General features: G+C 48.1%; 10 protein-coding genes. 7 read left to right on the top strand and 3 right to left on the bottom strand.

Annotated elements, in window-relative coordinates; all coding sequences use genetic code 11:
• Positions 1 to 70: 70 nt before the first annotated feature.
• The 5 genes from CSR02_RS15345 (at position 71) to CSR02_RS15325 (ending at position 5,120) form a co-directional block, all read left to right on the top strand.
• Complete coding sequence (locus CSR02_RS15345) at positions 71 to 1,120, top strand: GspE/PulE family protein (protein ID WP_099542263.1); 1,050 nt, start codon at positions 71 to 73, stop codon at positions 1,118 to 1,120.
• Positions 1,121 to 1,149: 29 nt separating this feature from the next.
• Entirely contained in the window at positions 1,150 to 2,259 is a 1,110-nt protein-coding gene (locus CSR02_RS15340) for a type II secretion system F family protein (protein WP_099542262.1), read from the top strand.
• 156 nt (positions 2,260 to 2,415) lie between these two features.
• Positions 2,416 to 3,129, top strand: coding sequence for a type 4 pilus major pilin (locus CSR02_RS15335; protein WP_099542261.1), 714 nt, complete (start codon positions 2,416 to 2,418; stop codon positions 3,127 to 3,129).
• 32 nt (positions 3,130 to 3,161) lie between these two features.
• A complete protein-coding gene (locus CSR02_RS15330) occupies positions 3,162 to 3,698 on the top strand; it encodes a hypothetical protein (RefSeq protein WP_099542260.1) in 537 nt (178 codons plus the stop codon).
• Positions 3,699 to 3,902: 204 nt separating this feature from the next.
• Positions 3,903 to 5,120 carry an RNA-guided endonuclease InsQ/TnpB family protein gene (locus tag CSR02_RS15325; RefSeq protein ID WP_099542259.1) on the top strand — a complete coding sequence of 406 codons (1,218 nt, stop codon included), beginning with the start codon at positions 3,903 to 3,905 and terminating at the stop codon, positions 5,118 to 5,120.
• Positions 5,121 to 5,486: 366 nt separating this feature from the next.
• Here the strand turns inward: CSR02_RS15325 and CSR02_RS15320 are convergent, their stop codons facing one another.
• Positions 5,487 to 6,818: a type II toxin-antitoxin system HipA family toxin gene (locus tag CSR02_RS15320; RefSeq protein ID WP_099542258.1), complete on the bottom strand. Its 1,332-nt coding sequence runs from the start codon at positions 6,816 to 6,818 to the stop codon at positions 5,487 to 5,489.
• A gap of 165 nt (positions 6,819 to 6,983) precedes the next feature.
• On the opposite strand from CSR02_RS15320, the gene CSR02_RS15315 reads away from it, so the two are divergent.
• Both CSR02_RS15315 and CSR02_RS15310 read left to right on the top strand, forming a co-directional pair.
• A complete protein-coding gene (locus tag CSR02_RS15315; protein WP_099542257.1) occupies positions 6,984 to 7,367 on the top strand; it encodes a helix-turn-helix domain-containing protein in 384 nt (127 codons plus the stop codon).
• A 278-nt stretch (positions 7,368 to 7,645) separates the two neighbouring features.
• Complete coding sequence (locus CSR02_RS15310; protein ID WP_099542256.1) at positions 7,646 to 8,560, top strand: hypothetical protein; 915 nt, start codon at positions 7,646 to 7,648, stop codon at positions 8,558 to 8,560.
• Positions 8,561 to 8,662: 102 nt separating this feature from the next.
• Here CSR02_RS15310 and CSR02_RS15305 read toward each other — a convergent pair whose 3' ends face one another.
• Both CSR02_RS15305 and CSR02_RS15300 read right to left on the bottom strand, forming a co-directional pair.
• Complete coding sequence (locus CSR02_RS15305) at positions 8,663 to 11,170, bottom strand: PilT/PilU family type 4a pilus ATPase (RefSeq protein ID WP_099542255.1); 2,508 nt, start codon at positions 11,168 to 11,170, stop codon at positions 8,663 to 8,665.
• A gap of 22 nt (positions 11,171 to 11,192) precedes the next feature.
• Positions 11,193 to 12,080, bottom strand: coding sequence for a type IV secretory system conjugative DNA transfer family protein (locus CSR02_RS15300; protein ID WP_143225632.1), 888 nt, complete (start codon positions 12,078 to 12,080; stop codon positions 11,193 to 11,195).
• Between the last annotated feature and the right edge of the window lie 182 nt (positions 12,081 to 12,262).

Raw genomic sequence — 12,262 nt, 5'->3', positions numbered from 1 at the left:
ACAGAAATCACATGCATTAGCCGCTTAAATCAGATAAAAAACGTCTCCACAAAACCCGGGGCAATTCAGTATCGAAAGCCTACGCCTTCATTGGAACCCCCTATCCGATGAAGGCAGACAGGTCGTCATACGTCTTAATAAGGAACCAAAAAGGATCCGAATTGAAGACGCTCCATTCTTAAAGGCCGGCTTCACTCCAGATCAGGATGATGCTTTCAGACGTTTCAGACAGAAAAAGGATGGAATGCTTATCCTATCTGGGCCGACTGGTTCAGGTAAGACCACCACCCTGACAATGAATGCGACAATCCTTTATTATGAGCGCGATACGCGCATAGCAATTAACACTCTCGAAGATCCCGTTGAACAACCAATCATTGGCGCCTGTCAGACCTCCGTTCCGAGTTCAAAATACAAAGATGGCCTGAAAGCCATGGTGCGCTCAGATCCTGATGTTCTTGTAGTGTCGGAAATGCGTGACGGGCCATCCTCTGATCAGGCCATTCAGGCGGCCAGAACAGGTCATCTGATGATGACCACTACACATTGCAGTAGGGCATTAACCATTCCAAGACGTATCATAGATATGGGAGTGGATCGGCTGAATGTTCTGGACGGATCAATAATGAAGCTATGGGTCTCTCAAAGGCTCGTAGGGGTAATTTGTCCACATTGCGGTTTATCTTATGAAGAAGGTATAAGACTGAATAAAAGAACGAAATTTGAATGCGAAAGCGTCAAAAACTTTGTTCCTGAAGAATACTTCCCTAAGCTTAAAATGGTGAACCCTGATATGGCTGAAAGGCTTTATGGCTGCGGGAAGCGAGGATGCCGATATGGACAATCCGGGGCGACTATCATCGCGGAGGTCATTGAGCCAGATCAGGAGTTCATGGAATTGCTGAGAAAAGGGCAAGACAAAGACGCTGAAAAATATTGGCTAGAAAAACTTAATGGCACATCTCTCGCCGAAAACTGCCTTTTCAAAGCTTGCTTTGGCCTTATCGATCCTCGCGATCTTCTTGGGGTTGTGGAATCACCGAATGAAATTGACCTGGCGAGAACGTCCCGGCTTTTAAGTGAGAAAGCCGAAAAATGGTATGGCGCTTCAATTCAGTGATCTGACAATCTAACAGGTAAACCTTACTAATGGCATTAAACCTCAATCTTCCTTTTGGCCTGCATATAGATATTGCATCTATGATGCTCCAATACCGTAAGATTAGATTTAATGCTGGCAAGCGCATCAAAGTCTATGAGATGTTGGAGAGCCTTACGTCTCAAGGCAACTCAATCAATGATGCCTTGGCCCTCGTATATGAAATCACCTCAGAAGACGGAAAGAAGCCTAATAAACTCCTCGCCTACATTACAAAGGATTGGTACGACCAAATTAGAGGAACCGTGCCTCTTTCTGATGCTGTCGCCGAATGGGTTCCTGCCCGTGAGAGAATGGCTATTTCTGCAAGTGGCAAAACTGGGAATATCGCAGCAGCTTTACGTGATGTAATTTTTATCATGAAAGGCGAACAGGATATTAAGTCCGCTATTAAAGGCGCTCTTAAGGAGCCGGCCATGTATTTGGTCATGTCCTTTGCACTGTATTATGTCTTTGCGACAGACGTTATTCCACAATTCAAAACAATTTTGCCAGAGGATAAATGGGGTGGACTTCCCTATGTGGCTCTCTGGCTAAGTGAGCATCTTGCTCAGACATTTATCCCTGCCGTCTTCATCATGATTTTTATTATTATCGCGATAATTTTTTCTATTCCTCGATGGACAGGGCGGATACGAGTTACTTTTGATAATATCCCACCTTGGTCTGTGTACCGCATCCTTATTGGCGGAAGCTTCCTGCTCACTTATTCATCCCTTAAAAGGTCGGGGGTTTCTGACAACAATATCCTGACCTTACTCACCAAAGGTGCAAGCCCATGGCTTATGGAGCGCATCATGGCAACACGTCATATCCTTGCGCTTGGTAACAAAAATCTCGGCGATGCTCTTTATGAATCTGGACTGGAATTCCCTTCCAAAGACACAACGATCGTGCTCCGGGCCTACGCCAGAAACCCTTCCACTTTTGACGAAAAGCTAGAAATCGTTGGAAGAGAATGGCTCAAGGACGGGGTTCAAAAAACACAAAACACAATTTCTGCCCTTGGAGTGATAATCCAACTTTTCTTTTACGGTGTCATCGCCTTCTTTGGGGCTGTACTATCCTTGCTTGAACTACAACTCATGACGCAAAACTAACAAGGCCATTTTATCTTGGATTCCGGCCTTATTTCTCCTTAACATCTATAAAGCAATGCCGGCCACGTCTTACTTGATCTTGCTCGTGCCGGTTATCCCTTAACCTATACCGGCTCATCATCGTCAGGATGGGGCAAATATCTAGGATGTACGTCTATGTATGATGTCGATGCAGAAGGAGCAATCTGTCTGGAGGGGAAAAATGGACATTCCATTTCCACCGGCAGTCATGGACATTACATTTCCACAAGTAGCCGAAGTGCTGTCGTGCCGAGCGTAATGCAAAGACTGCTGGGCAACCACCAGAACAATCTTTCTTCTCGCAAGGATCAGGCAGGTTACACCCCCCTTCAGATTGGCGCAGGCCTTCTGGTGGTGGCCCTTCTTGTTGGCCTCGCTGTGACTGAAATCGGCACGATGTTTACGCGCCAGAAAGTGCAGTCCACACTTACGATGCTGGCCCAGATTAACCAATCTGCGGCAGATCTCTGCCCTAATGGTGACTATGGTTCTGGGAACGGCTGTAACATTGACGTTGGCGCCATTGCTAAGGATGGTTTGTCCAAAACCTACACGGACACCAACCAAGATCAGATCATTTCCCCGTTCAACTCTTCGGTCACAATTGAACCTGCAACGACCGATCAGTCCAATGACTCTCTTACTATCACCTTACCTGGCGTTACATCAGGTGCCTGTGAATCACTCGCCACAAAGCACCTTGGCGGTGATATTATCAGTTTGTCAGTCAACGGCACGCAAGGCGCACAGCCAGCTATGACTGCAAACGAAGCTGAAGGGGCATGCGCTGCAAGCGGAAATGACAGCACCACATTCACATTCGTTTATGTAATGAAGCCGGGTAACTAATCCGGCTTCCTCCTCTATTCTTAGTATATTGAATGTATATCTTCTACATCTTGCTGTTCATGTTAATGGCCATTTTTTCAATGAAGCCGTTAACGGACGCAAGTTCAGAAGAAGAAGCCGATCGGAGGGCATCTGTTGTTGCCCTCCAGATGGAGCATTACCATAGCCTTAGTCTCGAAAAATGCTGGCCAGTTACCACTGGAAGCACAGTCAAGGCTAATAAGTGCCCCTCAGGAATAGTCACACCTGACATTGCATCTCTAGAAATGGGTCAGTCCATCTCCTATGAAGGCACTTTTACCAGTGTAACTGATGGGAAATGGCTTGTTACCTACTGGACACCAGATGCGATAGACGCAAATTACCCAGTCAACTTCTCAGGTCTCGTTGCTTACTATATCCGCACAAAAACATGGGATACTGTCCATTCTGGCGTCTATGATGCCAGCAGACAGGAATTTGGTTATGTCCCAGGTGGCGAGCCTTTACCTTTAGCCTCACCTTTTGCCGGGGTGGACATTCCTGATGGCGCTGTAGTCCAGGAAACAGAGGTTGACTACCTTTACTGATCCTTTGAACACACTTCAAATGTTAAAAAGATATCTTCAGATCGGATGAACAATCCTGTTTCAGGGTTCACCGCGCACTCTTTGCCGGACAGAACATCAATTAGCGAGTTATCGTATCTGCCGTAAAACCCCGTCCTTCAGGGCGGGGATATAAGGCGTTGTGGTGTTGACCGGTTTGTCTTTGATTTTCTATAATGCATAATAATGAAAATTCAGAAAGCGCACGTTATCCGTTTGTATCCGTCACTGACACAGGAAGAGTTTCTGTGCCAGATCGGAGGTGCGACACGCTTTCTGTGGAACCTGGCTCTGGAACAGCGCCAGACATGGGGCCAGCGGCATGTCCTGAACAGGTTCAGTCAGTCGAAAGAACTGACGCAGTTGCGGTCTGAAGTGGACTGGCTCAAGGCTTGTCCGTCTCAGGTTCTGCAACAGGTTTTGAGTGACCTTGAAAAGGCCTTCCGGAATTTCTTTGCCCGCCGTGCAGGCTTCCCGAAATTTCGGAAGAAGTCGCGGGGAGATTCCTTCCGCTTTCCGGATGGAAAGAGCGCTCCGTATGAGCGCCTGACTCGCAATGGTGGCCGGTTGAAACTTCCCAAGCTTGGGTGGGTGCGATTCCGTGGCTGGCGGAGTATTCCGGGTGTTATCCGCAACGTCACGGTGCGCTGTGACGCAGGACAGTGGTATGCAGCGATCCAGTATGAGTATGATCTGCCAGAGCCGGAAAAGAAGATTCTCCCGGCAGTTGGGGTCGACCGTGGCGTGGTTGCCACGGTTGCGGTTTCGGGTCAGGGCCGTGTCAAAGGCCCTGACGCCTATCGGAAGGCGATGAAGAAATTGCGGCGGGCACAGAGGGTTGTCGCCCGCCGCAAGAAGGGGTCGCAGAACCGCCGGAAGTCTGTTTTGCGTGTCGCCCGGTTGCACCGCACAGTGCGCCGGGTCAGGGCGGATTTTCTGCATAAGGTTTCTCACTCTCTTGCCGAGAATCAAGGCACGCTGGTGTTTGAAAATCTGAAGATCCGCAACATGGTGCGGTCTGCTTCCGGTACGGTTGCAGAACCGGGCCGCAATGTCCGGCAGAAGTCTGGGCTGAACCGCAGTATTCTCGACCAAGGTTGGGGTATGCTCCGCCAGTTTTGCGGTTACAAGACTGCGGAGCGTGGCGGACAGTGTCTGGATGTCTCTCCGCGAAACACAAGCCGGGAGTGCCGCAAGTGCGGCCACACTGCGGCTGAGAACCGGGTCAGTCAGAGCCGGTTCGTGTGTGTTCGCTGCGGTCATGCAGAGAATGCCGATGACAATGCGTCGGCGGTTATTGTGAAACGGGCCGTGGACAGCGGCCTGCTGCCTGTGGAGGCGTTGCGCCAGCACGCCCTCGAAGCAGGAATCTCAGTTGGATCTTTGCTGGCATCGCGCCAGTGAGAAACAACAGAATCCCCGTCCTTCAGGGCGGGGAGAATGTCAAAACTTTGTCCCTGCTCCAGATAAATTTCTTCTGAAGAATCTTGAGATATCCAAGGTTTCGGTTTGAGAATTTTGCGGCGAACAAGCTCTCCAATTATAGGCACAATCTCATCTGGCAAAAACTCCATTCCGGTCTCAGACACAATGTGACTGATGACCATAAAGCTTAGATCTCTACCCTCCTGTCTGCCTGCCAATGCAGACAGGCGTGAGATTGCATGCTGCAAGGCCTTCCACTGCTTTTCTTCTATTTCTTTAGAAATTCTGTTACGGCCTTGTAGGGCATTAACGATCTCTGATTTTAACGGCATTCAGGGCGACCTCTCATGTCGAAGATGAACAAAACATATCCTTAAGGATCATCTCGGCCCGATTTCGCGTCAATTTAGATATCTTCACCATCCATTCAGGATCAAGCCCCTCATTAAGCGTTATGGCAAGAACAGTTGGAACAACATCCCTGATACTGCGCACAGTCTGTTCCAGCCACTTATCGTGTCCATCAGGAGGGTGAAATCCTGCTTTTTGACAAGCAATCTGCCAATGTCTTTTATGGATTTTTGAGAACACGTATTTCCCATCTACCGACATAGACATTGAATTGGTGGACCAGGAAGCTCCTTCATATGGTGCAAACGTATTGACATCATATAAAGGCGCCAAACTCACCTTTTGTTCCGATTGCAATGTTTCCAATGGGTGAATGTAAATCGAATAATTTTTTGCATGAGCATCCGTACCCATCAGTACCCAATTAACAACCATCGCGCGCATCAGAGCCTCCCGATCCACATCAGGGTCCATAGACCGGCTCAACACATGCCCACTAATCTCGGTAGTTCCTGGGCCGCCATCATTCTGGTATTTCCGAGCCGGATCAATGCCCAGAGCCTGGCACATATCTTCTACATGAAAGCGATGCACATCACCTTTTTCGTCACGCGACCTGTCAAATCTTTCAACGCAAATAACTTTCTCGCTTCCGAATTGAAGAACCTCACTTTTTGCAGCCGTAAGCCCTATCCTCCGACATAAGGTAAGGCAGAAATGCTCACCTTCTACCTGCCCTTTCATATCAGGCATAGGCGGCTTCATGATATGCGTCGTTGGCTCTTTACCATAGGGAATGCCCCATGACCCATCTGGCAATCTTCTCAGCGCAGTTTTCTTTTGTGCCCCAGCCAAACTAAATCGACCATTGTTGTGTTCGGGTATCCTACCAGCTACAGATCTGCCAGAACGGATATCATGAATCATATTTTCTACTTCAGCTTCAGAAACCCGCTTAATTCCCCCTTCCTCCCTCACTTTAGCGATACGATCTTCCTGCACGACTTGCACAGCACCAGCACAATCCTCACCTATCTTTTCAAGCAATCTAAGAGGATTTTTCGACGAGCAAGCTGGTAGACCTCCAGATACATCCCGCGCGATAGCTTTCAAATCTTGTGGGTCCTCAGGCAGTAGGTTCCTAAGCCAATTTAGAACCACACCTCCACCATAAGCTTCTTTTTGTGGTGGCATCGAAAGAGAGAGAGAATGCCCTTCTCGAACCCCTTCTGAATCCATGTCATAGAAAATCCGTGGTGATCCCCCCTTATCTGTCGCGCGGGCGCACACCTTTCCTGAAACGAGAACTGCCAAATCGACCATCATCGGATACCTTTCCCATTCGCGGAGTTTCTATTTAGCTTTGTAGTCGATGTAATACAAATAGAACATTGCACTAATGTTCATTTTGGATTACATCAGGTGAATGTTCAGAATAGATTACACGATCACGGTCAATGATTCTCAACATAATGGAGAGATGACGTGCAAATGAAGTCATCTTATGAAGCTGGAATCTGCATCCGGGAGGCACGGAAAGCCAAAGGATGGACACAGGCCAAGTTTGCCGAACGAATGGATGTTACGAGGCAATGGGTAATCCGCACCGAAAAAGGCAATGATTCAGCCGAGCTTGGGTTGATTATGAAGGCTTTTTGCATTCTCGGCATTAATCTGAATGCGGAAAAAACGACAGACCCCTCAAACCGGATTCGCTCACTTGAGGATGTCACGGTAACGAATGTTGGGAACGAAAAATACCGCCTGCACCATGATAAGGTGCAGGCCATCATTACGGCACATAGAAACATTGAGTTAAACATAGATCCAGAGTATCTCGCTGAGGTGGAAAAATTGCTATCCAGTGATGACTGAAACTCAGTGATCCACCTAATGCTAAGCCCCTCCTTCCCTCCATATGAGCCGGAGGGAAGCGCAGGAGCAGAGCTTCACGCTAATACGCCCTGATAAGCCAAGAGGCAGGAGAAATTCCAGGCTAACTAAGGGCCTGGAGGCAGGTTAGCAGATCAGTGCTCAATCCTGAGTGCACAAGGCTTCCGCTCCTTTGTGCCTTGCATGAACGCTCCTTACCCTTCCCATGAAGGGCAGAATTAATTGTGCCCAAAATCCTAATTAAATAGGGGTGGGCATCAATGCGTCTGGAAACCATAGAAGAGTTCCGTGCTTTATTCCCTGAAGCCTTCCGCAAGGACGGAAGCATTATATTGGACGGTACCAAAGCGAACAGCGACTTAATTGAGTCCCTGCCGCCTGGCCTTGTAGTGAATGGCGATCTGGATATGAGGGGGTGTCAGGGCCTCAAATCGATCCAAGACCTCCGGGTAAAAGGCAATGTGACCTTCAAGGGTTGCGGTTCCCTCAACCATATTGGTCCGAACATACTTGTTGGGGGATCTGCCGATTTTTCTCACTGCAACGGACTGACGTCTTTCGTGGCGGATAAAATGGTCGTTGGGGAGAATTTATCTCTAGATTGCTGCACCAAACTCAACGAGGTGGTATTTGATGTTCCTGGCATAATTCCAGGGCATCTCTCCTTAAGCGGGTGTCGATCTCTGAAATCCATCTCGCGCGTCCACGTTGGAGCGTCATTAGAGGCCAGTGATTGCTTTTCACTTCAGCATTTGGATAATGGAATCAAAGCCTTCTCAATCAATCTAATTCGGTGCCATAGCCTTCAACATTTGCCTGCAGATATTTCGGTCAAAAGAGGAATCAATATCAGTGAAACTTCCATCATGTCTCTGCCTGAAGGGCTGAAGATAGACGGATGGCTAGTCGCACGAAAATGCAATGAACTGACTTCATTGCCAGAAGACCTTTACGTTACAAAGTGGCTAAGTCTTCAAGATTGCAAGAATTTGAAAAAAATCCCTGATACCATTGATGTCGGGGACTATATCGACCTCCTAGGATGCGACAACGTCCAGATATCGGAAAATTTCCTTAACAAGAACGCTAATAAGGTCATCTTGCCCAACCATTTTATCCCGACTTCCGATGAAACCGATCCTGAAATAGAAGCTGAAAGCCCTGAGCCATTCTGATACAAAAAGGCACTTCTGCCGCACAGGCAGCTTAGAGACGGATAGAAGGACTCATATCTTGTCTTTTACTGCCGCACAGGCAGCAGCACTCTTACAGTCCCCTTAAATCACTGGCTCGCCTAACTCATCCTCATCGCCATTTTGATCTGCATGAGTATTATCGTCTGAGATCTCTAACGGAATATGAGTGTTAGTTTTGTCGGTGGCGGAGGGTGAGACCAGAGACATCAGTTCCTCCGGCCAATCGCTTTCGGCAAGGGCATCTTCTAGCTTCACCAGCCCGTCTTTAACGAGATGAGCCATTGATTGCTCAAGGGTCCACATCTCATCTGAGTGACGCATAACTTCCCTGATCTTGTGTATTTTCCCCTTGCGGATCAGTTCTGTCACTTTGCCTTTGTTCAGCAGCATTTCTGATGCAAGAACGCGACCCTCACCATCTGCTCTTTTCAACAAGCGTTGTGTCATAATCCCTTTAAGATTCAAGGAAAGGGTTAGCAAAACCATCTCTCTTTCCTGATAAGGGAAGAGAGCAATAATACGATTTATTGCCACGTCAGCAGCATTTGCATGCAGGGTGCCAAAGACTGGATGACCTGTATCGGATCCGATGAGAGCCTGCCTCATCACTTCCAGGGTCCTGATTTCACCAATCTGCATGCAATCAGGGTTTTGTCTCAAAGCTGCGACAATCGCAGCCTCGAAAGATTCCGTGTCACGTCCTACTTCGCGCTGAGTAATGATGCAGTTTATTGGCTTGTGGACATATTCAACAGGGTTCTCGACACAGATGATATGCTCACCCTCGGCATGTCTATTTCGCCAATTAATCTGTGCTGCCAAAGTGGTGGATTTACCTGAACCTGTCTCACCAGTTACGAGGAATATCCCGCGTCGCATTAACGCAATCTGTCTTAAAATCTCCGGCAAGTGAAGTTGTTCACATGTCGGCATTTCCGTACTGATACGACGAATAGCCATCCCAGTGTGGTCGAGTTGCACGAACATATTCACACGGAAACGACCTATTCCCGGCAATTCCAGTGAACGATTGAACTCTTTTGTTTTGATAAATGATGACAAATGAGAGGCCAGAAGCATACTCCCGGCCATAGTATCCATCGCTTTGTCAGTTAAAGGAGAGGAGGAAATATTGAAGGTTCCTTTAGCCCCTTTTAGCTTCGCGGGAATAGCTACGTTAAGTATGAGATCATCGGCCTTGTCATCCTGAAGCCTCTTCAAAAACCGGATCATATCCAAGCTATCGGAAGAGCTATCAGCCGAAGGTTTTTTTTCTCTTTCCTCAATCCTCTCTAAAATATTTGGAGCACGAGCTAACCTCTCTATCGGTGTGTCAGTACTTGTTCGGGCCGAAACTGACTCACATACATCCCATGTTATCAAGCCTTCGGACATGAGTTTAGAGGCGTCCTGCGCCATGGTCTGACCTATAGCTCGCCCGCTTTTGAGAACCTCTCTGATAATGGATGCCCAATCAGCATAGTCCGAAGCCAGCAAGATTGATTTGATGCGATCATCAAAGAGCATGTACTCGCGAACTGCTACAACACCCCCACCAATTCTAGGGACGAGCAACTGACAGACGACTAAATTTAGAGCGGCCAATAGATCAAGTGCTGCAGTTCTCCGACTTTCTATCGGGAACTCCATGACAATACGACTAATCGTTTCTGCCACGCCAATTGTATGAACAGTTGATGTAACAAGATGTCCAGTTTGGGCAGCACGCAGCATGGCATCCATCGTCACGTAGCCGCGGGCTTCGCCAACAACAATGATAGATGGCCCCCTACGCACGGCATTGGCTGTTGCTGCCGCCCACATTAGCGCAGGGTCTGGGTTTATCTTCCCCTTGATAGTGATGTGCTTACCGACTTCACTCTGGAACACTTCGCTATCCGGGTATTCATTGTCTGGATATGAAGTCTCAATCGGTTCCGCATATTCGATTACTTTCTCATATGCCCCCTTCTGCCTACACCTCCAATCAATGAGAGAAGACATCAAGACAGACTTACCTGAACCAGTTGGCCCGGCTATAATATTAAGGCCTTGGGCAGCTCTAAAATAGCGCGGAATATCGGGAGGAACATTAAGGTAATCGAGAGGAATGGGCTTATCAGATGTCGACCTCAGTGTGATTTGTAGCGCCACACCTCCAGTCTTAGAAAAGCGCCCTCCGGTCGCATTTACACGTAGATTGATTTTCTTTTTTTTATCTTTCCCGATTTTGACATTGTAACCAAAATCAATGGGGTCACCGCCAGCGACCATACCGGCGGCATTATCTGCATTGTATAAATAATTGAGAATTCCTGCCACTTCATCGGCATCAAGACGTCGATGGGTTATGGCCTCTCGGCGCCCGCCAACGAGCACCCAGATCTGTTTTCCCGTCTCAATCGTTGTATCTTTAACCCGGTTCTGGATGCACCAATCCAAAACAGTGTCGATATCTTCTCCGATCAGAAGTGGCGGGAAATCCGGGAAAAAGCCGATGCTTGCTCCCTTTGAAAATAAATTTTTCGTCTTTTCGGCTTCGATGGCTTTAGCTATCTGGAGAGATTCATCATCTTCAATATCAGACATTTTCGCAGGTTCACTTAACTCATTATGGAGTTGCTTCAGGCCAAGGATCTTTATTCTGATCTGGCAGGTTCTCCATGCTCACATGGCCCGGAGGGATAGCCGCGGCTTCAGGTGGATCTTGTGACGGTACCGCTCTTTCATTTTCAGGATGCCTTACATTGAGAAGAGAAGGTGCCGTGATGCGATAGGTACGGTCATTCTCACGCATATCCATGCCTGTGCCGGTGACACCAAGATCACCTGTGGCGACATTCGGCGCGCTCACTTTATTTTCTTCCAGAAGAAGCTTGTACCGCACCATTCCCTTATAATCGCGTTCCAGGCGCGCAAGACTTCTTTTGTAATTCATAAAGGCGAGGTGCTGGCCCTCATCCCATCCCTGATGGACATAAGCTTTCCATAAACTTCTTTCTGAATCATTCTTTGGAAGCAGTTCTTCAGAGGGGAGTGCAGGCGCTTTCTGGGGAACATGCTGACGCAGATAGCTTGCCCATGTTGGGGCTGTCTTACCTAGTCTAGCAGGTGACAGTATTCTGTAATATCTGTCTGCAACACGCACAGACGCCCCGGCATCAGATTGTTCAAAAGTGTCCTGACTTTCCGAAATAACGGGGGGAAGAATTGCGACACCGCCAGGTTGAACTACAATAAGACGGTTAAAATCGAATATGACTGACAAGTCGCCGGCTTTTGAATCAAGCATCGCATTGACCTGTTGAGATCCCCAGGCATGCCCAACTCTAGATCCATATGAGATCGCAGCATCGCGCATTGCCCCCATATGCAATTGCTCTTTCTGAGACATTTTATCAGTAGATCCACCTTTAAGACCTTCCAAATCGTGCAGACTTGGAAGAGCCACTGGCCTCTGATTTAACTGACCCGGCCTATAGGTGGGGTTGATTGGCAACGGTCGGCCTGAGCCATCAACACTATAAATATCTTCAGGAGCGTCACCGGAATCAGCAAAAGCAGGAGCGCAAAAAAATAGAGAGACTGCGGCAACAGCATAAGCTGGGATTAGGGCCTGTTAGCACTTGATCCAGTCTGCGGCGGCAGCGATGTGGATGACCGCGAGGAACGAGGTTGCTG

The organism is Acetobacter pomorum (assembly GCF_002738225.1).
Classification (GTDB): domain Bacteria; phylum Pseudomonadota; class Alphaproteobacteria; order Acetobacterales; family Acetobacteraceae; genus Acetobacter; species Acetobacter pomorum.
The sequence above is the reverse complement of the archived record's forward strand: the minus strand, read 5'-3'. Positions and strand labels throughout refer to the sequence as shown.